Origin of the sequence: Variovorax sp. V93, assembly GCF_041154485.1 — a bacterium.
Classification (GTDB): Bacteria; Pseudomonadota; Gammaproteobacteria; order Burkholderiales; family Burkholderiaceae_C; genus Variovorax; species Variovorax beijingensis_A.
In genome coordinates this window covers 4,895,124-4,918,506 of record NZ_AP028669.1, presented here as the reverse complement: position 1 = coordinate 4,918,506, position 23,383 = coordinate 4,895,124, and the positions used below count along the sequence as shown (strand labels likewise).

The window sequence follows — 23,383 nt, the reverse complement described above, 5'->3', positions numbered from 1 at the left end:
CTTGCATCGGCAGGCCTTCCCCAAAGCGCATTCTCAGCTTCACCACAAATGACCGATTCCACCGTTCCCGACCTTATCCTGTTCAATGGTCGCTTCACCACGCTTGATCGGGCCAACCCCGAAGCAGCGGCGGTGGCCATCAAGGATGGGCGATTCGTCCAGGTCGGCAGTGCCGAGGAAATCCTGTCGCTTGCCGGACCCGGTACCCGTCGCATCAACCTCGGCGGCCGGCGCGTGCTGCCGGGCCTGATCGACAGCCACCTGCACATCATCCGCGGCGGCCTGAACTTCAACCTGGAACTGCGCTGGGACGGCGTGCGCAGCCTGGCCGACGCGATGGCGATGCTCAAGGCGCAGGTGGCCATCACACCGGCCCCGCAGTGGGTGCGGGTGGTGGGCGGCTTCACCGAGCACCAGTTCGCCGAAAAGCGCCTGCCCACCATCGAGGAGCTGAACGCGGTGGCACCGGACACGCCCGTGTTCATCCTGCACCTGTACGACCGCGCGCTGCTCAACGGCGCGGCGCTGCGCGCGGTCGGCTATGGCCGCGACACGCCTGCGCCGCCCGGCGGCGAGATCGTGCGCGACGCAGCGGGCAACCCCACCGGGCTGCTGCTGGCCAAGCCCAACGCTGCCATCCTCTACTCGACCCTTGCCAAGGGGCCCAGGCTGCCCCTGGAGTACCAGATCAACTCCACGCGCCACTTCATGCGCGAGCTCAACCGCCTGGGCGTCACGGGCGCCATCGACGCGGGCGGCGGCTTCCAGAACTACCCCGAGGACTACCAGGTCATCCAGCAGTTGGCCGACGCGAGGCAGCTCACGATCCGACTGGCCTACAACCTGTTCACGCAAAAGCCCCAGCAGGAAAAGCAGGACTTCCTGAAATGGACCGCCAGCTCCAAGTACAAGCAAGGCGACGACTACTTCCGCCACAACGGCGCGGGCGAGATGCTGGTGTTCTCGGCCGCCGACTTCGAGGACTTCCGACAGCCGCGGCCTGACATGGCGCCCGAGATGGAAGGCGAGCTCGAAGACGTGGTGCGCATCCTCGCGCAGAACCGCTGGCCGTGGCGCATGCACGCCACATACGACGAGACCATCACCCGCGCGCTGGACGTGTTCGAGAAGGTCAACCGCGACACGCCGCTGGCCGGGCTGAACTGGTTCTTCGACCATGCCGAGACCATCTCGGACGAGTCCATCGACCGCGTCGCGGCGCTGGGCGGGGGCATCGCGGTGCAGCACCGCATGGCCTACCAGGGCGAGTATTTCGTCGAGCGCTACGGCGCCGGCGCGGCCCAGGCCACGCCGCCGGTCAAGCGCATGCTGGAAAAGGGCGTGAAGGTCTCCGCCGGCACCGATGCCACGCGCGTGGCCTCCTACAACCCGTGGGTGTCGCTGGCCTGGCTGATCACCGGCAAGACCGTGGGCGGGCTGCAGATCTATCCGCAACGCAACTGCCTGGACCGCGACACGGCCCTGCGGCTGTGGACCGAGTACGGCACCTGGTTCTCCAACGAGGAGGGCAAGAAGGGCCGCATCCAGGCCGGCCAACTGGCCGACCTGGTGGTGCCCGACCGGGATTTCTTCAGTTGCCCCGAGTCCGACATTGCCGACACCAGCTCGCTGCTGACGGTGGTGGGCGGCAAGGTAGTGTGGGGCGCCGGTCCCTTTGCCGCGCAGGACGACAGCGCGCCGCCACCGGCCATGCCCGACTGGTCGCCGGTGCGCCGCTGGGGCGGCTATGGCGCCTGGGGCGCGCAGGAAGGCGCGCCGCTGCAGGTCACGCTGCGCCAGGCCGCGCAGTCGTGTGCCTGCGCCAGCAGTTGCGGCGTGCATGGCCACGCGCATGCCAGCGCCTGGGGCAGCAAGCTGCCCGTGTCGGACCTCAAGAGCTTCTGGGGTGCGCTCGGCTGTGGGTGCTGGGCGGTGTGATGGCGAAGAGTCCTTCCATGTACTACGTGCGTCTTCGCTGGCTGGCGCTGCTGCTGCTGTGCGCTGCCTACTTGCAGGGCAGCCTGACCAAGCTGTGGGACTTTCAAGGCGCGCTTGCCGAGATGAAGGCGTTCGGGCTCGAACCTGCCGCGCTTTTCGCCATTGGCGTGATCGTTCTTGAACTCGCAGCCTCGGCGCTGATTCTCAGCGGTTACCTGCGCTGGCTGGGCGCGATTGCACTTGCGGTCTTCACACTCGGCGCCAACTTGGTGGCCCTGCGCTTCTGGGAGCTTCCGCCGGGGCAGCGCACCATGCCTGCCAATGCATTCTTCGAGCACCTCGGGCTCGTGGGCGGCTTCGTGCTGGTTGCACTGAGCGACTTGCGCGAGCGCGCGCAGCGCAAGGAGAAAGAGCATGGCTGAAGCTCAACGCGGCAGCTTTGCGCCGCTGCGCATTCCGGTGTTCGCGGTGCTCTGGGGCGCCACGGTCCTGGGCAACATCGGCAGCTTCATGCGCGATGTGGCGAGCGGCTGGCTCATCACCGACCTCTCGGCAAGTCCGGCTGCGGTCGCGATGATCCAGACCGCCGCGACGCTGCCTGTGTTTCTCTTCGCAATCCCGGCGGGTGTGCTGTCGGACATCCTGGATCGTCGACGCTTCCTGATCTTCGTCCAGTTCATCCTTGCAGGCGTGAGCCTCGCATTGATGGCGCTGTCGTCCTCCGGAACGTTGACGGTCGAATACCTCATCGCGCTGACCTTCGTGGGCGGCATCGGCGCGGCGCTGATGGGGCCGACCTGGCAATCGATCGTGCCCGAGCTGGTGCCGCGCGAACAATTGCGCAACGCGGTGGCACTCAATTCGCTGGGCATCAACATCGCACGAGCGGTCGGCCCGGCCGTGGGCGGGCTGATCCTGGCCAGCTTTGGCGCGGCAGTGACCTACGGGGCGGATGCGCTGAGCTACGTCTTCGTCATCGTCGCGCTCTTCTGGTGGCGGCGCCCAAAGACCGAGGCCAGTGAACTGTCGGAGAGCTTCTTTGGAGCGTTCCGAGCCGGCCTGCGGTATGCCCGGGCCAGCCGCGAACTTCACCTGGTTCTGCTGCGCGCGGCCGTCTTCTTCATCTTTGCGAGTGCGGCGTGGGCGCTGCTGCCGCTGGTTGCCAGGCAGATGCTTGGAGGCACCGCCGGGTTCTACGGCGTTCTCATGGGGGCGGTGGGGGCAGGCGCGATCCTGGGGGCACTTTTGCTGCCGAAGTTGCGTGCGCGGCTCAGTGCCGATGGTCTGATCCTCATGGCCTCGCTCATCACCGCTCTGGTGCTCGTCGCCCTGGTGTTTGCGCCGCCCCAGTGGATGGCCGCAGTGCTCATGCTGGCACTGGGAATCGGTTGGATCACCGCGCTCACCACATTGAATGGCGTGGCGCAGGCCGTTCTTCCGAACTGGGTGCGCGGCCGCGGACTGGCCGTCTACCTGATGGTCTTCAACGGGGCCATGGCAGCGGGCAGCCTGGCATGGGGCATCGTCGCGCAGGCGATCGGACTGTCCAGCACGCTCGTTGCCGGCGCGGCCGGGCTGGCGTTGGCAGCCGTGGCCTTCCATCGCATCCGCTTGCCCGTTGGCGACGCAGACCTGCAGCCGTCCAATCATTGGCCAGAGCCGCTGCTTTCCCAGCCCGTGACGCACGACCGAGGGCCGGTGATGATTCAGATCGCCTATCGCATTCGTCGCAAGGACCGCGCGGCTTTCGTATCGGCCATGCAGCGGTTGTCCGCCGAGCGACGCAAGGACGGCGCGTACGCCTGGGGCCTGCAGGAACACAGCAGCGACGACGAACACATCGTCGAGTGGTTCCTGGTGGAGTCGTGGGCCGAGCATCTTCGCCAGCACCAACGGGTGTCGCATGCCGATGCCGATCTGCAAAGCGAAGCCCTGCGCTATCACCAAGGCCTCGAAAGGCCGGTGGTCCACCATTTTCTCGCGCTTTGAGCGAACTTCTCACACACACCAAAACGGAAATCTCATGACCATTCTTTCTCTTCGCGACGGCACCGAGCTCTACTACAAGGACTGGGGCTCGGGTCCGGCGATCTTGTTCAGCCACGGTTGGCCGCTCAGCGCGGACATGTGGGAATACCAGATGCTCGCGCTGGCATCGCAGGGCTTTCGCACCATTGCGTTTGACCGTCGCGGCTTTGGCAGATCCAGTCAACCGTGGACTGGTTACGACTACGACACCTTCGCCGACGACATTGCGGAGCTGATCGAGCATCTCGACCTTCGCGAGGTCGTGCTCGTGGGTTTCTCGATGGGCGGCGGCGACGTCACCCGATACATTGCGCGCAGCGGGTCCAGCCGGGTTGCCAAGCTGGTGCTCGTCAGTGCCGTCACGCCAATGTTCATGAAGACGGCCGATCATCCGGCAGGGCCGGACCGTTCGGTCTTCGATGGAATCCGAGCCGGCTTGCAAAACGACCGGGCCCAGTTTCTGGACGACTTCAGCACGCTGTTCTATGGCACGAACCGCCCTGGATCCAACGTGTCGAAGGGCGTCTTGGCGCAGACGCTTCAGGCGGCGCTGCAAGGCTCCTTGAAGGCAACGATCGACTGCGTCACCGCATTTTCGGAGACCGACTTCCGCCCCGACATGGGAAAGATCGATGTGCCCACGCTGGTGATCCATGGCGACGACGACCAGGTGGTGCCGCTTGAAGCGACGGGCCGCCTGGCGGCAGAACTGATCAAGGGCGCGACCTTGAAGGTGTATGCCGGTGCGCCGCATGCAACGGCATTCACCCACAAGGATCAGCTCACCGCCGACTTGGCCGCTTTCGCACGCAGCTGAAAGAACCTTGTGAGCACTCCACAGACCATGTCTGCGGCAACGGACAACCCTGCGTACAGCCGCCCGGTGTTCAAGGCTTGCATGCGCAAGCACCCGGAGACCCAGGACCTCTTGTCCGCCACTGGCAGGCAGGTGCTCGAAGCGTGAGGTAAGTTCGCCCGCGGCACGCCCTGTCGCGAAAGGGTTGCCGTGGTGTCGTGGTTGGGTTTGTCTGGGACGCGACGCGCTCCTAGCATGAAGACAACCCCATACGCATGGATGCCATGGCCCTGCCGCACCTTCCTTTCTCAAGCGCCCGCCATCGGCCGGATGCCCCTGCGGCACGCACCGCCCCCGGTACCGACATCGACCGGACAGCTTCGTGCGCTCCGCGAATCCCGGGTGGCAAGGCATGAGCGCGAGCACGCCTGAACAGCGTCTGTCGATGGCGGGCCACCGCCTGCCATCCGCTCCTGAACCGCGAGGTCACTACGCGCCCTTTCATCTGTGGCAACTGCAGGATGGATGCATCCGGCTCGCGGTCAGCGGCCAGACCTGCCGCGTCGAGGGTGTGGCCGTGGTCGGCACCTGCACGCCTGGGGCCTCGCTGGAGCCGGCCCGCGCCGCGGCGCGCATCGCGATGCTGAACGTGCTGGCTGCAGTCGCTGCAGCTTGCGGCGGCGCGCTGCCGGCCCGCCTGGACACCTGCCGCCTGCGCGGCTTCCTGCGCTCCACGCCGGATTTCGCCAAGCACAGCGCTGTGCTGGACGCGGCTTCCGAACTGCTGCAAACCGCGTGGCCGGACGCGCCCCGGCCGGCGCGCACTGTGGTCGGCGTGGCAAGCCTGCCGGATGGCGCCTTCATCGAAATCGAACTGGACGCCGTGCTGCCGCCGGCGACCGGCGCCGTGCCTAACGGCGCACCCTGAACGCACGCGCAGGCGCTTCTTTTTCATTCCTGGAGTCATCGAGCGTGGGACAACTCGACCCGGATTGGGATTTTTCAAGCCACATGCGCGCCAACGACGCGCTGGGCGAAAGCACCGTTGTCGACGTTGGACTTCAGCACTCGGCCATCGGCGTTTCGCGCGTGAAGTGCGGCCGCCAGCGCACGGGCCGCACCGAGGCCTACGACCCCCACGAAGCGTATCTGGTCGTCCTTCGACTCAGTGCCTATCGAGTGGAACACTTGTGGGTCGACGGCAAGCCGGTCACGCACAATGCCTTGGCACCTGGGACGCTTTCCATCTATGACCTGGACAGGTTGTGGTTTGCGGAAATGCGCGAGCCATTCGACTGCCTTCAGTTCCACGTCTCTCAAAACGCCATTGACCAGCTCGCGGACGAGACCGGCATGAAGGGGCGGCAACGTCTGTACTGCCCTCCCGACCAAAGCGGTATCGATGAGGTGATGCATCGGCTTGGCCGGGTGCTCGTCCCGGCGCTGGCCCGGCGCCAGGCGGCGTCCAGATTGTTCATCGAGCATCTGACGCTCGCGTTTCATGCACATCTCTTGTCGCGCTATCGGCTTGAAGGCTCGCCTGTCGCGCTGAGGGCCAAGGGCCTTGCCCCTTGGCAGGAGCGGCGCGTCACGGACTTCCTTCGCGAGAACCTGGAGTTCGACGTTTCGGTGGAAGCACTGGCGCGCGAATGCGGGCTGTCGCGAAGCTATTTCATGAAGGCCTTCAAGCAGACAACCGGCGTGTCACCGCATCAGTGGGTCCTGGCACAACGCATGGACCGCGCGAAGAACCTGCTGCAGTCGGGCTCGATGTCGATTTCGGACGTGGCGGTTGCAAGTGGCTTCAGCGACCAGAGCCACTTGACGCGTACTTTCGGCCGAATGGAAGGGACGACGCCTGCAGCTTGGCGCCGCAATCTCTAGCCGAGGCCGGATCTGGGGCTGTGACATCTCCGCGGCGCTGGGGGCGTGGGTTTCTGGCGGCGCTGCGAATTGGTCAGCATCCACCAGGTGGGCGTCGACCGGGGCCAGCGGATTCGTGCGCAGGATGGTCGGAGACCGAGTCGGTAGCTTGTCTGCGGTGCGGCCACTCGTGGCGCGCCGCGGCAGCCGGAAGGCTATTCACGCAGCGTGAAAACAATCGACATGTAGCTCACCGGCCTTTCGTGGATCAACTCCACGCCGTGCAGAGCCCTGGCCTCGAACAGCAAGGAGTCGCCGGGCTTGAGTTCCATGGTTCGGCTGCCGTACCTGTACTTCACGCGGCCTGAGACGATGTGGATGAACTTGATGCCCGGATGCTGAAAGGTCGAATAGGGCTGGGCGTCCTCGGACAGCGTGATGAGGTAAGGCTCCACGAACGCGTTGCCCGACAGCAGGTGCCCGAGCAGTTCGTAGCGATAGCCGGCCACCGCGCCCACCCGTTCCACGATCACGCCTTTGCCGGCCGGCACAAAGGAGCAGTCCGTCCGGTCCACCTGATCACCGAAGAAGCGCGACAAGGGCACGTCCAGTCCCACTGCGATGCGGTCGAGAACTTCGATCGACGGCGAAACCAGGCCGCTTTCGATGCGAGACAGCATGGACCGGGAGACGCCGGCGGTACTCGCCAAGGCGCCGGCCGAGAGATCCGCCGCCAGGCGCAGCGCACGAATCTGCAGGCCGACCTTGGCCGAGGTCGGGCTTCGTTTCGGCGAGGACTTTTTTTTGCTTGCCACTGGCGCAAGGCGCACGACTGCCTTGCGGGCAGTCGGAAAAGGGGATGCGGGTTGCCTCTTCTTCATGGTGCGGGCAGGTCCTTAGGCAGATGCTCCGCTCATGAGTCGGAATATCGCCCTCGCGGGACTGGATGAGCATGCCACGAGGCCGCCGCCCGAGACTCTCTGGCGGCCGTAGGCGATCCATGCGTCGTCGACACTCCCGATGTGTTCGCTGACGCAGAACCGGTCCGGATGATCATCGGCCAGCGACGCATAGGTCAGGCCGGCGTCGTAGCGGCCCTCAAGGAGCCCCAGCTCGACTGCGGCCACCGTATCCGCTGGAATGATCTCCTGCCACTTCGACAAATCCGTGTAGCCGAGGGTCGGCTGCATCGCGGCAATGGATCGGGACTGCGGCTTGGCACGGTTGCGGACGATCGCGAGTTCCCGGCTAGGCGAGATGAAGGTGTCCACCACGTAAAGGCCGTCGAAGTACCGCGCCACCGTGCCTGGCGTCGAAGGATGGACGGCGCACTGAACCAGGAAGTCGGCCCCCCCATCCAGGACGCTGGCAACGCCCGCGGAAAAGTCGGAATGCAGGCTGATCGTGGCGCAATCACCGAGGCCATGGAAGGCGAGGTAGCGCTCCACGACAAACTGGTGATTGCTGCCGGAAGGGCCGAGCGTGGCAAACCTGATCATTGCGATGCCGCGCTTCCGATGATCTGGTCTTCGAGCCTGCAGGTCTCCGCGATGATGAGATCGTAGAGTTCCTTCAGGAACGAACCGCTGACCCCACGGCTGGCTGCGAACTCGGCGGCCCGGCGCTGGACCACGCCGATTCGATGCGGCTGCATCATCGGCACGCCATGCTGCTTCTTGTGGTGGCCAATGCGTTGGCAGCATTGGAGCCGGGCGTGGATCGTCTCAAGGAGGCGGGCATCGATGGCGTCCAGATCGCAGCGAAGGGCCTCAAGGACCTCGTTCGGATGAGATGCCGAGGCGGATTGAACTGATGTGCTGTTGGTGTTCATGACACTCTATTCGTGTCGGATGCCTTGCGCGGCGATGATGCGGCTCAGCTGGTCATAGTCTGCCTTGACTCGGCGCGCCAATCCATCGGCATCGATGCCGACACCGTTGTAGCCGAGTTGCGCGAGCTGGCGGCGCACTTCTTCCGAACGCGCGATGGTGCTGATCAACGAAGACAGCTTTGCCGTGATTTCCGGGTCCATCGAAGCCGGAGCAGCAACGGCAGTCCAGACCTCCAATTCGAAGCCGGGAAGTCCCGCCTCCGCAAGACTGGGGTACTCGGGCGCCAACGGGCTTCGCGTCGCTGAAGTCACGCCGATTGGCTTGAGTTTGCCTGCCGCAACCTGGGGTGCGGCGGCGCCCAGTTGCACCATCGAGAGCTGTATCTCGCCAGCGATCATTGCCGCGACGACGCGCTGGTAGGAAGGGTAGGGCACGTGCACCGGGGCGATGTTCGCCTTGCTCTTGAGCAGTTCCATCGCGAGATGTCCGACCGTGCCGACGCCGGGCGACCCATAGCTCCATTTCGTGCCTGCGGCACGGGCCGCCTGGAGAAACTCCTGGACGTTGCCGCCAGGTGCCGCGGCGGGCGCTGCGAGCAGCAGCGCAGCGGTGCAGACCAGGCTCACAGGCTTCAGATCCTTGAGAGGATCGTAGTGCGTCGCTGGGTTCAGCAACTTGGCGATAGTCATGTTGCCGTTAATCATGACGCCCAGCGTGTGGTTGTCGACCGCTTGCGCGACGAGCGTCGCAGCGATGTTGCCGCTCGCGCCGGGGCGGTTGTCGACGATCACGGGCTGGCCGAGAGCTTTGGACAAAGGCTCGGCAAGCGCACGCGCCACGAGATCAGGCGACGAGCCGGGAGGGAAGCCGACGAGCAGCCGTACGGGCTGGGAGGGCCATGCACTTGCGTGGGGCTTGGCGGTGGGTTGCGCCGTTGCCGCAGCCGCTGTGAATGCGAGCCAGGCCGCCATCGGCCAAAGAAAGCGTCTGCATCGGAGGGGCGAGAACATGAGAGCCATTGCGTGCTGTTCCGGAGTGGTAAGAGTGGTGAATCATTCAGCGATACCCCTTCCACTTCAACGCTTGCATGTCGCGCAAAAAGAGCGTCCGTCAGTCTGAGACTCTGCTTCCAAACTGCTGCGGTGCTCTGCACTTCGTCGTCGGGAGTGCGAAGTTTTTCTGACGTGCAACTTCTGCTTGAGAGCTGGCCAATGCGATGAGCCTTGACTGCTGAATTCGCATGCGGCAGTTGTGGCGCGCCCGAGCTCGCCGGGGGCTAAGGACGGCTTGCGATGTGCACATTGACCAATGCCCTGCGAATCATCTCCAATCACGTACCCCTGCGCTCATAAGCCAACTCCATCCGATAAGCCAACCCCAAGAACAGCGACTGCGCCAAACAAAGCGTGCTCGTGAGCGAACGAAAACCGAAGGTGGCGCCGTCCTGCGCCAGCAGCACCGCGCTGGCGCGCCCGGCCAGCGGGCTGAGCTGGCTGTCGGTGATGGCCAGCAGCCGCGCGCCCTGCGCGAGCGCCAACTCCACCACGTCCAGCGTTTCCTGCGCGTAGGGCTCGAACGAGATGGCGACCAGCACGTCGCCCGGCGCCAGCGCGCGCAGCTCGCCCTGCTGCATGTGGCCGAGGCCGTGCAGCCAATGCACGGGCTTGGCCGTGTGCTGCAGCGCGTAGGCCAGGTAGGCGCCGACTGGGAACGCGCGGCGCGAGGCCGCGAGCCACAGGGCGGGGGCGTCGAGCATCAGTTCCACCGCTGCGTCGAAGCGCTCGTCGGGCAGGCCGGCCTGCAGCGCCTGCAGGCTCTCGATGCTGCCGCCGATCACCTCGTGCGCGATGCGCGCGGGGGTGATCGGCGCAGCGCCGGCACCGCCCACCAGCGAGCGGATGCGCTCCTGGTAGTCGCGATGCGGCGCCAGCCGCTGGGCCGCGCCAGCGCGGAACAGCGCCTGCATCTCCGAGAAGCCGGAGAAGCCGAAGTGCTTGGCAAAGCGCACCACGGCCGAAGGCTGCACGCCGCACTCGCTGGCGGTTTCCTGCACGCCGTCCAGCGCCAGCCGGTCGCGGCTGGTTTCCACGTAGCGCGCGATCAGCTTGAGCTGGCGGCTCAGGCCTTCGAAGCCGGCGCGCACCGCCTGCAGAAAGTCTTCGGCGCTGGCGTACGGGCCGGCAGCGATGGCTGGTGGCACCGCGGGCGGAGTAGAAATTCTATTTTTCATTGATCTAGAAATATTTTTCTATTTTCGCTAAGATCGGCCGCATCGGACAAACGAACCACGCATACCGGCCGCGCGGGGCATTCTGAACCCGCCGCCGGCGCCACCACGGAGACAACGCTTCATGCGCAACCTTTCCTTTCCCACGGGCCGCCCGGTCGACATCGCCTGCCTCGGGCGCCTGGCGGTCGACCTGTACGCCGACCAGATCGGCTGCAGCCTGGAGGACGCGACCAGCTTCTCCAAGTATCTGGGCGGCTCTTCGGCCAACATCGCCTTCGGTACCGCGCGCCTGGGCCTGGCCTCGGCCATGGTCTCACGCGTGGGCGATGAGCAGAACGGCCGCTTCCTGCTCGACACGCTGCGGCGCGAGGGCTGCGACGTGAGCCAGGTCCAGGTCGACCCGCAGCGCCTGACCGGCATGGTGCTGCTGGGCATCAAGGACCAGGACACATTCCCGCTGCTGTTCGCCCGCGAGAACTGCGCCGACATGGCGCTGGACGCCGCCGCCATCGATGAAGACTTCATCGCCGGCTGCCGCAGCCTGCTGATCACCGGCACCCACCTGAGCACGCCCACGGTGCTGGCCGCCAGCCGGCGCGCGCTGGAACTGGCGGGCCGCCACGGCGCCGTGCGGGTGCTGGACATCGACTACCGCCCGGTGCTGTGGGGCCTCACGGGCCGGGGCGACGGCGAGACGCGCTACGTCGGCAGCCAGGCGGTGAGCCGGCACCTGCAGGAACAGCTCGGTCAGTTCGAGTTGATCATCGGCACGGAGGAAGAATGGATGATTGCCGGCGGCGTCGAGGGCGACCTGATGGCCTGTCTGCGCCGCGCCCGCGAATGCACGCAGGCGGTGTTCGTGGTCAAGCGCGGCGCGCTGGGCTGCAGCATCGTCGACGGCGCGGTGCCGGCGCGCATCGACGACGCACTCACCGTGCTGGGCGAGCGCATCGAGGTGCTGAACGTGCTGGGCGCGGGCGATGCCTTTGCCTCCGGCCTGATGAGCGGGCAGCTGCGCGGCAAGGACTGGCGCGAGTCCGCCGCCATCGCCAACGCCTGCGGTGCCATCGTCGTTTCGCGCCACGGCTGCGCGCCCGCGATGCCGACGCCGGCCGAACTGGCGCACTGGTTCTCCGGCCACCGCCATCCGCGCCCGGACCATGACCCGCAGCTGGCCCACCTGCACCGCGCGAGCGTTCGGCGCAAGGAATGGCCCGAACTCTATGTGCTGGCCTACGACCATCGCTCGCAGTTCGAAGACATGGCGCGCGAGACCGGTGCCGAGCCGGCGCGGCTGGCGCGGCTCAAGCACCTGCTGAACGAAGTGGTGGCCGGCATCGAGCATGACGAGCCCGGCTATCGCGGCCGGCTCGGCGTGCTGGTCGACGGCCGCCCCGATCTGGGCGAATCCGCGCTGCACGCCGCCACCGGCCGCGGCTGGTGGCTGGGCCGGCCGATCGAGCAGCCGGGCTCGCGCCCCCTGCGTTTCGACGGCATGCGCTCGCTGGGCTCGCAGCTCAGGCACTGGCCGCGCGAGCAGGTGGTGAAGTGCCTGGTCTTCTATCACCCTGACGACGCCGCCGCGCTGCGCACCGAGCAGGACGAATGGCTGCTGCAGGTGGCCGAGGCCACGCGCGCCAGCGGCCATGAACTGCTGCTGGAAGTGATCCCGCCGCGCGACACGCTGGCGCCCGGCGACACGGGCGAGGCGGTGGTGCAGGCCATCCGCCATTTCTACGACCTGGGCCTCCGGCCCGAATGGTGGAAGGTCGGCACGCTGTCGGCCCATCAATGGGAGGCACTCGACGCGCTGGTGCGGGAGCGCGACCCGTACTGCCGCGGTGCCGTGATCCTTGGGCTGTCGCAGCCGCTGGAGGAACTGGTGGCGGGCTTCGCGCAGGCGCGCGTGCCGCTGGTCAAGGGCTTCATGGTCGGCCGCTCTGTGTGGTGCGACCCGAGCCAGGCCTGGCTGCGCGGCGAGATCGACGACGCCGGCTTCAAGGCCCGGGTGGCTGCGAACTTCCTGCGCTTGGTCGAGGGCTGGCGCGCCAGCCGCGTCGCCGCACCGGTGGGCGAGGAGGCGCTGCAATGAGCTTGCTGGTCAAGGCCGCGCCGGCAGGGCGCGTGATCGCGGAGGTGACGCCCGCTTCGGCGGGATGGACGCACGTCGGCTTCAAGGCGCTGCGCCTGGCGGCCGGCGAGGAAGAGGTGCTGGCCACCGGCGCGCGCGAGCTGTGCATCACGGTGCTCACCGGCCAGGTCGACGTGACGGTGAATGCGCGGCGCTACAGCGCGCTCGGCAGCCGAGGCTCGGTGTTCGAGGATCGTTCTCCCACGGCGGTCTACGTGCCGCCGGGGCGCGAGGTGCGCATCGTGGCGCGCGGCGCGGCCGAGGTGGCGCTGAGTTCCGCGCCGGCCAAGGGGCTGCACCCGGAGCGTGTGATCGAGCCCGCGCAGATGACGCGCTGCGTGCGAGGGCAGGGCAGCAACACCCGCCACGTGTGCGACATCCTGCCGCAGACCGAGCCGGCCGAAGGCCTGCTGGTGGTGGAGGTCGTCACGCCAGCCGGCCACGCGTCGAGCTACCCGCCGCACAAGCACGACACCGCGGGCGATGGCGAGACGGTGCTGGAAGAAACCTACTACCACCAGCTCAACCCGGCGCAGGGCTTCGCGTTTCAACGCGTCTACACCGACGACCGCAGCCTCGATGAAACCATGGCTGTGGAGCACCGCGACACCGTGCTGGTGCCGCGCGGCTACCACCCCTGCGTGGCACCGCACGGCTACGACCTGTACTACCTCAACACGATGGCCGGCCCGCAACGGCACTGGGCCTTCCGCAACGACCCGGCGCACGAATGGATGCTCGCGCCGCGTTAGCGGCGGCCAGCATCCACCCACTCACGCGAGACGAATGACGCGGCCCAGCGTGGCCGTCGCTCGCTGCCGCGCGTGACAGGCAACAAAGAAGACAGATCCAAAACCCTGGAGACAAGACACCATGACCAAGCGAACCACCTTCCGCCTCCTCGCGGCCACGCTGCTGGCCGGCCTCAACCTCGGCGCCGCGCAGGCGCAGCCGGCCGCCTACCCGCACCAGCCGCTGAAATGGGTCGTGCCCTACGCGCCGGGCGGCACCACCGACGTGATCGCGCGCCAGCTCGCGCAGCGCATGGGGCAGGCGCTCGGCCAGCCCGTCATTGCCGACAACAAGCCGGGCGCGGCCAGCATCATCGGCGCCACCTTCATTGCCCGCTCGGCGCCGGACGGCTACACGGTGGGCACGGTCGACTCGGGCACGCTGGCCTTCAACCCGGCGATGTATGCGAGCCTGAGCTACAACGCCGAGAAGGACTTCAGCTTCATCGGCGGCCTGGGCCGGATGCCGCTGGTGCTGGCCGTGCACCCCGCATTCCCGGCAAAGAACGTGCAGGAGTTCCTGGCGCTGGTGCGCAAGTCGCCGGGCTCCGTGTCGTCGGCTTCGTCGGGCCCGGGCTCGCCGCTGCACGTGGCGCTCGAGCTGTTCAAGCAGCAGACCAAGACCGACATCCTGCACGTGGCCTACAAGGGCTCGGCCCCCGCGCTGCAGGACCTGATGGCCGGCCAGGTGAATTCGATGTTCGTGGACCTGCCGCCCAGCCTGTCGATGATCAAGGCCGGCAAGCTCCGCGTACTGGCCGTGGCCACGCCGCAGCGCCTGGCCATCCTGCCGGACGTGCCCACGATGGCCGAGGCCGGCGTGCCGGGCTACGAAGCCTACGCATGGCAGGGCCTCGTCGGCCCGGCCGGGCTGCCGGCGCCGGTGCTGGAGCGGCTCAACAAGGAGCTGGTGGCTGCGCTCAAGCAGCCGGAGACGCGCGCCAAGCTCGAAGAGATCGGCATCCAGCCGATGCCGATGGCGCCGCAGCAGTTCGCCGATTTCGTGCGCAGCGAGCAGAAGCTGTGGTCCGGCGTGGTCAAGGCCGCCAACATCCGGCTCGATTGATCGATGGCGCACATTTTTCAGGGAGACTTTTTCATGACCACTTTGCCATTCACCCGCCGCCATGCCATGGGCGCCCTCGCGGCGCTCGGAGGCGGGGCCTTGCTGCCCGCTGCCGCACAGCCGGGCGGCTATCCGAACAAGCCGATCGAATTCATCGTGCCCTTCCCGCCGGGCGGCGGCACCGATGCGCTGGCCCGCACGTTGGCCGAGGCCTCGCGCAAGTACCTGCCGCAGAGCCTGATCATCATCAACAAGGCCGGCGCCAGCGGCGGCGTGGGCTGGGCGGAGCTCGTGAACGCGCGGCCCGACGGCTACAAGATCGGCATCATCACGGTGGAGATCACCATCATTCCGCACATGGGTGCGGTGCGCTTCACCTCCGACGACGTGACGCCGATCGCCCGGCTCAATGCCGATCCGGCGACCATCGCCGTGCGCCACGATTCGCCCATCCGCAGCATCGAGGAGCTGCTGTCGGCCAGCAGGAAGGCCGGCGCGGAAGGCTTGAAGGTCGGCAACGCCGGCCCCGGCTCGCTGGGCCACCTGGCCGCGGTGATGCTGGCCGACAAGACCGGCGTGCCTTTCACCCACGTGCCCTACCGTGGCGCCGGCCCGGCGCTGCTGGACCTGACGGGCGGCCACGTGGAGGCGCTGTCGCTCACGCCGCCGGACATGGCGGCCTTCGTGGCCGACGGCAAGGTGCGGCCGCTGGCCGTGATGGGCGCGCAGCGCATCGGCTCCGGCTGGGAGCAGGTGCCGACACTGAAGGAGCGCGGCATCGACGTGCAGGTCACGGGCTGGCGCGGCCTGGCGGCGCCCAGGAACACGCCGCCGGAGGTCGTCACCGTGCTGCGCCAGGCTTTCGCCAAGTCCATGCAGGAGCCGGCGCTGAAGGAAACCATGCACAAGCTCAATCTGCGGGAAGGCTATCTGGACCAACCGGAGTTCCGCGCCGTGATGGCGCAGGACAACGCCATGTACCGCGCGCTGATCAACAAGCTCAACCTCAAGATCTGACTTCATGCAATCGACATCTTCTCTCTCGCTGCAGGACAAGGTCGCGCTGGTCACCGGCGCGGCCGGCACCATGGGCCGCGCGACCGTGCAGGCCCTGCTCGACGACGGCTGCCGGGTCGCCATGATCGACCGGGCCGAGACGCCGCTACGCGAACTGGAGGCCGCACTCGGCGCGCGCGCGGCGGGCTTCGTGTGCGACATCGCCGACCCGGCCGCGGTCGCGGCCACGCATGCGGCCGTGCGCGAGCGCTTGGGCGAGGTCGACATCCTCGTCAACAACGCCGGCGTGCTGACCAACCAGAAGATCGAGGCCACGGCGGTCGAGGAATGGCGCCAGGTGCTGGCCGTCAACCTCGACGGTGCGTTCTTCTGGAGCCAGGCCGTGGTGCCCGCCATGAAGGCGCGGCGCTGGGGGCGCATCGTCAACACCGGCTCGCTGGCCGCCAAGACCGGCGGGCTGACGGCCGGCACGGCCTATTCGGTTTCCAAGGGCGCCATGGGGGCGCTGACCTTCTCGCTGGCGCGCGAACTGGCCGGCCACGGCGTGACATGCAACGCGATCGCACCCGCCTATGTGCGCACGCCGATGGTGACGCAGCAGCTGTCCGCGCAGCAGCAGGCCGAGCTGCTGCGCCAGATACCCGTGGGCCGCTGGTGCGAGCCCGAGGAGTTCGCGCATGCCGTGCGCTTCTTGGCGTCGCCGCTGTCGGGTTTCATCACGGGCGAGATCCTGGACATGAACGGCGGCCTGCTGATGGACTGAAACCCTGTGCACTGGAGCGAAACATGAGCGATTCCCTTCCCGGCCCTGCGGGCCGGTTCAGCGGCAAGACCGCATTCATCACCGGCGGCGCCAGCGGGCTCGGGCTTGCCAGCGCGCGCCGCCTGCTGTGCGAGGGCGCCAACGTGGCGCTGGCCGACGTCAACGCCGAGCAGTTGCGCCGCGTCGCCGACGAACTGGCGCAGCCGCCGGGCCGCGTCACCCACCACGAGCTGGACGTGACCGACGCCGCCCAGGTCGAGGCGGCCGTGGCCGCGGCCTGGCAGGCGCATGGCGCGATCGACGTGCTGGTCAACAGCGCCGGCGTGAGCTTCCAGGGCACGGTGCTGGACAACCCGCCCCAGGCCTGGAACCGCGTGCTGGCCATCAACCTGACCGGCACCTACCTGTGTACCCAGGCCGTGGCGCGCCGCATGGTCGAGCGGCGCCAGGGCCGCATCGTCATGATTGCCTCGATCTCGGGGCAGCAGGTCTGGTCGGGACGCGTGGCCTATTGCGCGTCCAAGGGCGGCGTGCTGGCGCTGGCCAAGTCTTGCGCGATCGACCTGGCGCCCTATGGCATCACGGTCAACTCGGTCTCGCCCGGCCCGATCGAGACCGCGCAGACCGCCGTGCTGCACGGCCCGGCGATCCGCCAGGCCATCGTGCAGGCCACGCCCATGGCCCGCTACGGCCAGGCCGACGAGGTGGCCGATGCCATCGCGTTCCTGGCGAGCGACGACGCGCGCTTCGTGAACGGGCATGACCTGGTGGTCGATGGCGGTCTCACGAGTGCTGCCATCCTCTACGACCTGAAGCAGAATCCACAACAATGAATTCTTCGATCCGCGCGCTGATCTTCGATTGCGACGGCACGCTGGTCGATAGCGAGCCCTGGCTGGTCGAGGCCATGCTGGCCGAGGGCGCGCTGCATGGCTTGCCGCCGACGGCACGCGCCGTGCTCGACGCGCACCGCGGCGCACCGATGTCGCGCCAGATGGCTCTCGTGGCCGAGCGCTGCAGCGCGCCGCTGCCTGCCGACTTCGAGACCTGCGTGCGCGCGCGCATGGCTGACCTGTTCCATGCGCACCTGCAGCCCATTGCCGGAGCGATGGAACTGGTGCGCGGCCTGAAGCTGCCGTTCTGCGTGGCCTCCAACGGCCCGCGCCACAAGATCGAGCTGGTGCTGGGCCTCACGGGCCTGCTGCCGTGGTTCGAGGGCGCGGTCTACAGCGCCTACGAGATCGGTGCCTGGAAGCCGGACCCGGATCTGTTCGTGCATGCCGCGCAGCAGATGGGTTTCGCGCCGGCCGATTGCGCCGTGGTGGAAGACAGCGCCTCCGGCATCGCCGCTGGCCTGGCCGCCGGCATGCGCGTGTTCGCGCTCGGCGAGCAGCCGCCCGACCTGCCGCCCGCCGTGCAGCGCATCGCCAGCCTGGCGGACCTGTCGGCCCATCTGGCGGTGCGACACTGAGCAACCAGAATCCCACCCACCCGACGAGGAGACAACCCATGCGTCACACATCCAATGCCAACGCGCGCGCCACGCGCCGCACCGTCCTGCAGCACGGCTTGGCGGCCGCCGCGGCCATTGCCAGCCCGCTGAGCTTCGCGCAGGGCGCGTGGCCCAGCAAGCCGGTCACGCTGGTGGTGGGCTACCCGCCCGGCGGCCAGACCGACTTCGCCGGCCGCATGGTCACGGCCGGCATGCAGGCGGTGCTGGGCCAGGGCGTGGTGATCGACAACAAGGCCGGCGCCGGCGGCAACATCGGCACCGACAATGTGATGAAGGCGGCGCCCGACGGCTACCGCCTGCTGGTGGGCAACGGCAACATCACGCTCAACCCGCACACCTACCGCAACACGGCGATGGCGGACCCGCTCAAGCTCACGCCCATCGGCCTGCTGCTGCAGTCCTCGCTCGTCCTGGCCGTGCCCAACAGCGTGCCGGCGAAGAACCTCAAGGAGTTCGTCGAGTGGGTCAAGGTGCAGGACAAGGAAAAGAACGGCATCGACTACGCATCGGCCGGCCCCGGCAGCCTGACGCACGCGACGATGGAACTGTTCCGCGAGCGCATCGGCAAGCCCCGGATGAACCACGTGCCCTACAAGGGCAGCGGCCCGGCCATGACCGACCTGATCGCCGGCCGCGTGGTCGCGATGCTCGATGCCGCCTCGGTGATTGCGCCGTTCATCAAGTCGGGCCAACTGCGGCCGCTGATGGTGACCGGTGCCAAGCGCGTGCCGGCCTTCCCCGACGTGCCCACGGCCACGGAGAGCGGGCTCAAGGATTTCGAGGTGATCTCCTTCATCGGCCTGTACGGCCCGCCCGGCCTCAACGCCGACATCGTGAAGAAGACCAACGGCGCGATGAACACCGCGCTGAAGGACGCGGGCATCCAGAAGGGCATCATCGAGCGCGGCGATGAACCCGGCGGCGGCACGCCGGAGCAGCTGGCGCAGATGACGCGCCACTACTTCAAGCTGTGGGGCGACATCGTGAAGGCGAACGACATTCGCGCTGAGTGAGCGCAAGATTACCGGCGCGCAGCCGACACGGCGGCGCGCAGCGCGAGCAAATAGCTGTCGATGCCAAACCCGCAGATCTGGCCCCTGACAATTTCCGCAAACACCGAGTGGTGGCGGAAGGTTTCGCGTGCATGGATGTTCGACATGTGCAGTTCGATCACTGGCACCGTCAGGATCGCCAAGGCATCGCGGATGCCGTAGCTGTAGTGCGTCCACGCGCCTGCGTTGATCAGCACGGCATCCACGCCGTCGGTGAAGCCTTGGTGGATGCGCTCGCACATCGCGGCCTCGCTGTTGGTCTGGAAGCTCTCGACCTCGGCGCCGAGTTCGCGGCCGAGCGCCTGGAGTTGCGCATCGATCTCGGCCAGCGTGACGGTGCCGTACTGCACCGGATCGCGCTTGCCGAACATGTTGTGGTTGATGCCGTGCAGCATGAGGACCTTCATGGTGTCTCCTCTTCTTCAGACCAGCGGGATGGTCATGCGCTCGATGAGGGCGCGCGTGTCGGGACGTACGCCGCGCCACCACGCGAAGGCCTCGGCCGCCTGCTCGACCAGCATGCCGACGCCGTCGGCCAGCTGCGGCACGCCTGCGTTCCGGGCCAGGCGCAGGAACGGCGTGAGGCCTTTGCCGTAGACGAGTTCGTAGGCCAGCTTCGCGCCTTCCAGCACTTCGGCGGGCACCGGCGGCAGCTCTGCCTTCAAGCTCGCGGAGGTCGCGTTGACGACGATGTCGAAGCGCTGCCGGGCAAGGTCCTCGTAGCCCGACACCATCACGCGGCCATGCGATGCGAAGCTGTCGGCCAGCGTCTTGGCGGTCGCCAGCGTGCGGTTGGCCACGACGAGTTCGGCCGGCTGCTGTGCCAGGAACGGCAGCAGCGCACCGCGCGCGGCGCCCCCGGCGCCAAGCAACAGCACGCGCGCGCCCTTCATCGCAACGCCGAGGTTGCGCGTGATGTCGTTGACCAGGCCGACCCCGTCGAAGTTGTCCGCATGGATGCGGTCGCCCTCGAACTTCAGCGCGTTGGTGGCACCGGCCAGCTCGGCCCGCTCGAGCTTGTCGGTCGCGAGCTCGAAGGCCTGCAGCTTGAACGGCGCGGTGATGTTCATGCCGCGGCCGCCGGCATCTCGAAACGCAAGCACGGCACCGGAAAATCCGTCGAGCGGGCCTTCGATGGCGCTGTAGTCGATGTCCTGGTTGGTCGCCTGCGCGAAGCTGCCGTGGATCATGGGCGACTTGGTGTGCCCGATGGGATTGCCGATGACGGCGTAGCGGTCGGTCATGAGGTTCGTCTCCTTTACTTGCTGTAGAGCACGCCATCGGCCTGCATGGTGGCGATCTGCGCGTCGCTGAAGCCCAGGCTGGCGGCGACCTCGGCGTTGTGCTCGCCCAGGTCGGGCGCCACCTGCGTCTGCGTGGTGTCGCAGTCCGAGAAGCGGAAGGGCAGGTTGGGCAGGCGGATCTTTCCCAGCGCCGGATGGTCCTGTTCGACCACCATGCCGCGCGCCTGGATCTGCGGGTCGGCCAGCACTTCGTCGATGCGCTGGACCTTGGCGCAGGGCACGTCGATGGCGTCGAGCATCTTCAGCACCTCGGCCACGGGGCGAGCTTCCACCCAGGCCCGGACGACCGGCAGGATCTCCAGCCGGTTCGCGTTGCGCCCGGCCGAGGTGTGATAACGCGTGGCGTCGCCGAAGCCGGCCGGCCCGCCGGTCTGCGCCACCAGCGCGGCAAAGCGCTTCCAGGCGTCGTCGACCTGCGCCGCAATCACGAGGTCGCCGTCCTGCGCACGGAACACGCCGTAGAGCGTGGAGTTGGGCATGTCGTGGCCGGTCTGCACCGGCACTTCCTTGCCGCCCGAAAGGGTGTAGCACTGCACCGCGTACTCGTGCATCGACACCAGCGTGTCGTACAGCGCCATGTCGATGTGCTGGCCGCGGCCCGACTTCACGCGGCCGAGCAGCGCGGCATTGATCGCGGCCACCGCGTGGATGCCGGTGTACATGTCGCCGAGCGAGATGCGCAGCAGCGGCGGCGCCTCGCCGGGATTGCCGACCATCTGCATGATGCCGCTCTTGGCCTCGGCGATCAGGCCGAAGCCGGCGCGGTGCGCATCGGGACCGGTGTGGCCGTAGGCCGAGATCGAGCAATACACCAGGCCGGGATTGCGCGTTGCCAGTTCCTCGTAGCCCAGGCCCAGCTTCTTCAGCGCGCCGGGGCGGTAGTTCTCGACGAACACGTCGGCGCTGTCCACCAGCTTCTGCATCAGCTCGTTGCCGCGCGGGTCCTTGGTGTTGACGCAGAGCCCTTTCTTGCCCATGTTCTGCTGCAGGAAGTAGCCGCTGTGGTCGCCAACGAACCAGGCGTGCTGGCGGCCGGCGTCGCCGGTGCCGGGCCGCTCGACCTTGATGACTTCGGCCCCCAGTGCCCCCAGGCAGCGGCCGACGTACGGGCCGGCCAGGAAGTGGCTGTAGTCGACCACGCGGATGCCGGCCAGCGGCAGGGCTTGCTGCGCGCTCATGACGGCCTCCGCGGCACCATCACGCGGTGCTCGCCCTTCTGCACCACTTCGTCGCGCTGGTTGATCAGCTCCGATGGCAGCACCAGGATGCCCCAGCCCGGACGGCTCTTCGATTCGCGCTTGGCGCCGACGTGGAACTTCACGCGCACCGTATCGCCCAGCTTGATCGGCCCGACGAAGCTCCATTCCCAGCCGAGCGACATGCCGGGCATGAAGCGCATGTCGCTCTTCGTCTTGAGGCCGTCGGCGACCGACAGGCCGAACAGGCCGTGCGCGACGCGCGTGCCGAAGGGCGTGGTGCGCGCATAGGCCTCGTCGGTGTGCACGGGCGTGTGGTCGCCGGTGAGGTCCGCGTAGGCCATCACACGGGCTTCGGTCACTTCGTAAGGCGGGCTGATGCACTCCTCGCCGACGACGGCGTCGTCCCAGTACTTGTCTTCGATGGTGGTCATGGTGTGTCTCTGTGGAATGGGTTGTTCAGGCGCGGGGATTGACGGCCAGGGCCTGGGCGACCGCACCGGCGCTGGCCTGGATGAATTCGACGGCGAGGCCGTCAGGCAGGCGCAGCCAGTTGCGGCCCTGCGGCATTTCGGTGACGCCGAAGGCGCGCGCCGCGGCGAGCGCGGCTTCGAGGTCTTCGCACATCACGCCAAGGTGGCCGAGGCGGCCCTCGGGGCCTGCAAAGTCAGGCTTGGCCATGAACTGCATGCCGCCCAGCGTCCAGTACTGGATGGGGTCCTCCGCCGTGCCCTGCACTTCGCGCATGGTCATGCCGCACACGTCGTGGAAGAACTTGATGTGCCAGTGGATGTCCTTCACCCAGATCGCGACATGCTCGACATAGGCTTTGGGTGCGGCGCTCATCTATTTCGCCTCCATGCGGCGCTCGATGCCCTTGATCGCGGCGACCAGCGTCTGGTTGACCGGCGTCGGCACGTTGTGCTTCTGGCCATTGCGCACCACCGAGCCGTTGATGAAGTCGATCTCGGTGATCGACCCTTTCTCCAGGCTCTGCAGCATCGAGGTCTTGAATTCGTACGGCAGGCCTTCGGCGGCCATCAGCCAGGCGTCGCGCGGCTCCTTGATCGACAGGCTCACGCCGCCGGCCTTGGCCACCGCCATGGCCTCGGCGACGGCCGCGATGGCCGTGGCTTCGATCTCCGGCACCGCGTAAAGGCTGCCGTAGACCTGCCCCGTGATGGCGCTCAACGCGCCCGTGGATACGTTGATGAGGAGCTTGTCCCACATCACGCCCATGATGTTGCCGCTGACCTCGCAGGGCAGATCGGCGCGCTCGAACTCGGCGGCGATCGCGTTGGCGCGTTCGCTGATGGCGCCGTCGAGCTCGCCGATCACCGTGCGCTTGCCTCGCGTGCCGGCAATGATGTGGCCGGGGCCGAGCAGCACGCCGCCGACATAGGTCTTGCCGGCCAGCACATGCTCGCGGCCCACCACCTCGGACAGGATCTCTTCGTGGCCCATGCCGTTCTGCAGCGACATGACGGCCGTGCCGGGTCCGACGATGCCCTTGGCGCCTTCGATGGCCGAACGCGTATGGAAGGACTTGACCAGCACGATCACCAGATCGGCGGGTTCGAGGCCGCTGCTGTCCAGCGTTGCGCGAACCTTGACGACGCGCTCCGTGTCGCCGTCCTTCATGCGAAGGCCATCGCGCCTGATGGCGTCGACGTGCGCCTCGAAAGGGTCGATCAGCGTGACGTCGGACCCTGCGGCGGCGAGCGTTCCGCCAATGGCACACCCCAGTGCACCGGCGCCGAGAAAGTAGATCTTCATGCGTGTCTCCGTTGGAATGGGTGAACGATAGGTTTCGACCAACATTCCGTCCATGACATGGTTGAAATGATCTACATTCCGTTTTGA

25 protein-coding genes are annotated in these 23,383 nt (G+C 67.3%); 14 read left to right on the top strand and 11 right to left on the bottom strand.

Annotation, left to right across the window (positions count from 1 at the left end):
• Positions 1-48: 48 nt before the first annotated feature.
• The 6 genes from ACAM54_RS23300 to ACAM54_RS23275 all read left to right on the top strand — a co-directional run bounded on the left by ACAM54_RS23300 (position 49) and on the right by ACAM54_RS23275 (position 6,646).
• Entirely contained in the window at positions 49-1,938 is a 1,890-nt protein-coding gene (locus tag ACAM54_RS23300) for an amidohydrolase (protein ID WP_309927635.1), read from the top strand.
• A gap of 17 nt (positions 1,939-1,955) precedes the next feature.
• Complete coding sequence (locus tag ACAM54_RS23295) at positions 1,956-2,360, top strand: DoxX family protein (RefSeq protein ID WP_369649079.1); 405 nt, start codon at positions 1,956-1,958, stop codon at positions 2,358-2,360.
• Positions 2,353-3,927: an MFS transporter gene (locus ACAM54_RS23290; protein WP_369649078.1), complete on the top strand. Its 1,575-nt coding sequence runs from the start codon at positions 2,353-2,355 to the stop codon at positions 3,925-3,927. The genes ACAM54_RS23295 and ACAM54_RS23290 overlap by 8 nt, the downstream gene beginning before the upstream one ends.
• 34 nt (positions 3,928-3,961) lie before the next feature.
• Positions 3,962-4,783, top strand: coding sequence for an alpha/beta hydrolase (locus ACAM54_RS23285; protein ID WP_309927641.1), 822 nt, complete (start codon positions 3,962-3,964; stop codon positions 4,781-4,783).
• A 391-nt stretch (positions 4,784-5,174) separates the two neighbouring features.
• Positions 5,175-5,690: a RidA family protein gene (locus ACAM54_RS23280; protein WP_369649077.1), complete on the top strand. Its 516-nt coding sequence runs from the start codon at positions 5,175-5,177 to the stop codon at positions 5,688-5,690.
• 44 nt (positions 5,691-5,734) lie between these two features.
• On the top strand, positions 5,735-6,646 hold the full coding sequence (locus ACAM54_RS23275) for an AraC family transcriptional regulator (protein WP_309927645.1): 912 nt from the start codon (positions 5,735-5,737) through the stop codon (positions 6,644-6,646).
• Positions 6,647-6,840: 194 nt separating this feature from the next.
• Here the strand turns inward: ACAM54_RS23275 and ACAM54_RS23270 are convergent, their stop codons facing one another.
• The 5 genes from ACAM54_RS23270 to ACAM54_RS23250 form a co-directional block, all read right to left on the bottom strand.
• Entirely contained in the window at positions 6,841-7,377 is a 537-nt protein-coding gene (locus tag ACAM54_RS23270) for a helix-turn-helix domain-containing protein (RefSeq protein WP_369651897.1), read from the bottom strand.
• Positions 7,378-7,521: 144 nt separating this feature from the next.
• Entirely contained in the window at positions 7,522-8,124 is a 603-nt protein-coding gene (locus ACAM54_RS23265; RefSeq protein WP_369649076.1) for a hypothetical protein, read from the bottom strand.
• Complete coding sequence (locus ACAM54_RS23260) at positions 8,121-8,456, bottom strand: chorismate mutase (RefSeq protein ID WP_369649075.1); 336 nt, start codon at positions 8,454-8,456, stop codon at positions 8,121-8,123. Before ACAM54_RS23260 ends, ACAM54_RS23265 begins: the two co-directional genes overlap by 4 nt.
• A gap of 6 nt (positions 8,457-8,462) precedes the next feature.
• Positions 8,463-9,248, bottom strand: coding sequence for a Bug family tripartite tricarboxylate transporter substrate binding protein (locus ACAM54_RS23255; RefSeq protein ID WP_369649074.1), 786 nt, complete (start codon positions 9,246-9,248; stop codon positions 8,463-8,465).
• A 539-nt stretch (positions 9,249-9,787) separates the two neighbouring features.
• A complete protein-coding gene (locus ACAM54_RS23250; protein WP_369649073.1) occupies positions 9,788-10,687 on the bottom strand; it encodes a MurR/RpiR family transcriptional regulator in 900 nt (299 codons plus the stop codon).
• A gap of 121 nt (positions 10,688-10,808) precedes the next feature.
• Between ACAM54_RS23250 and iolC the strand changes: the two genes are divergently transcribed.
• The 8 genes from iolC (at position 10,809) to ACAM54_RS23210 (ending at position 18,981) form a co-directional block, all read left to right on the top strand.
• Entirely contained in the window at positions 10,809-12,779 is a 1,971-nt protein-coding gene (iolC, locus tag ACAM54_RS23245) for a 5-dehydro-2-deoxygluconokinase (RefSeq protein WP_369649072.1), read from the top strand.
• Positions 12,776-13,570 carry a 5-deoxy-glucuronate isomerase gene (iolB, locus tag ACAM54_RS23240; protein WP_369649071.1) on the top strand — a complete coding sequence of 265 codons (795 nt, stop codon included), beginning with the start codon at positions 12,776-12,778 and terminating at the stop codon, positions 13,568-13,570. Before iolC ends, iolB begins: the two co-directional genes overlap by 4 nt.
• Before the next feature lie 121 nt (positions 13,571-13,691).
• A complete protein-coding gene (locus ACAM54_RS23235; protein ID WP_369649070.1) occupies positions 13,692-14,675 on the top strand; it encodes a Bug family tripartite tricarboxylate transporter substrate binding protein in 984 nt (327 codons plus the stop codon).
• Positions 14,676-14,708: 33 nt separating this feature from the next.
• On the top strand, positions 14,709-15,692 hold the full coding sequence (locus tag ACAM54_RS23230) for a tripartite tricarboxylate transporter substrate binding protein (protein WP_369649069.1): 984 nt from the start codon (positions 14,709-14,711) through the stop codon (positions 15,690-15,692).
• Between the two features lie 4 nt (positions 15,693-15,696).
• Entirely contained in the window at positions 15,697-16,455 is a 759-nt protein-coding gene (locus ACAM54_RS23225; RefSeq protein ID WP_369649068.1) for an SDR family NAD(P)-dependent oxidoreductase, read from the top strand.
• A gap of 23 nt (positions 16,456-16,478) precedes the next feature.
• Entirely contained in the window at positions 16,479-17,288 is an 810-nt protein-coding gene (locus ACAM54_RS23220; RefSeq protein WP_369649067.1) for an SDR family NAD(P)-dependent oxidoreductase, read from the top strand.
• On the top strand, positions 17,285-17,926 hold the full coding sequence (locus tag ACAM54_RS23215) for an HAD family hydrolase (RefSeq protein ID WP_369649066.1): 642 nt from the start codon (positions 17,285-17,287) through the stop codon (positions 17,924-17,926). The genes ACAM54_RS23220 and ACAM54_RS23215 overlap by 4 nt, the downstream gene beginning before the upstream one ends.
• A gap of 38 nt (positions 17,927-17,964) precedes the next feature.
• A complete protein-coding gene (locus ACAM54_RS23210) occupies positions 17,965-18,981 on the top strand; it encodes a Bug family tripartite tricarboxylate transporter substrate binding protein (protein ID WP_369649065.1) in 1,017 nt (338 codons plus the stop codon).
• Between the two features lie 8 nt (positions 18,982-18,989).
• On the opposite strand, the gene aroQ is transcribed toward ACAM54_RS23210, so the two are convergent.
• From aroQ to ACAM54_RS23180, 6 genes are read right to left on the bottom strand one after another with little or no spacing between them, the layout of a single operon-like run.
• Positions 18,990-19,427 (bottom strand): type II 3-dehydroquinate dehydratase, encoded by a 438-nt coding sequence (gene aroQ, locus ACAM54_RS23205; protein WP_369649064.1) that lies wholly within the window; start codon positions 19,425-19,427, stop codon positions 18,990-18,992.
• Between the two features lie 15 nt (positions 19,428-19,442).
• Positions 19,443-20,264, bottom strand: coding sequence for a shikimate dehydrogenase (aroE, locus tag ACAM54_RS23200; RefSeq protein ID WP_369649063.1), 822 nt, complete (start codon positions 20,262-20,264; stop codon positions 19,443-19,445).
• Between the two features lie 14 nt (positions 20,265-20,278).
• On the bottom strand, positions 20,279-21,502 hold the full coding sequence (locus ACAM54_RS23195) for a CaiB/BaiF CoA transferase family protein (RefSeq protein ID WP_369649062.1): 1,224 nt from the start codon (positions 21,500-21,502) through the stop codon (positions 20,279-20,281).
• Entirely contained in the window at positions 21,499-21,954 is a 456-nt protein-coding gene (locus ACAM54_RS23190) for a MaoC family dehydratase (RefSeq protein ID WP_145739749.1), read from the bottom strand. Before ACAM54_RS23190 ends, ACAM54_RS23195 begins: the two co-directional genes overlap by 4 nt.
• A 25-nt stretch (positions 21,955-21,979) precedes the next feature.
• The gene (locus ACAM54_RS23185; protein WP_369649061.1) at positions 21,980-22,366 is read right to left on the bottom strand and encodes a VOC family protein; all 387 of its coding nucleotides are present in this window, start codon (positions 22,364-22,366) and stop codon (positions 21,980-21,982) included.
• The gene (locus ACAM54_RS23180) at positions 22,367-23,296 is read right to left on the bottom strand and encodes a ketopantoate reductase family protein (RefSeq protein ID WP_369649060.1); all 930 of its coding nucleotides are present in this window, start codon (positions 23,294-23,296) and stop codon (positions 22,367-22,369) included.
• Between the last annotated feature and the right edge of the window lie 87 nt (positions 23,297-23,383).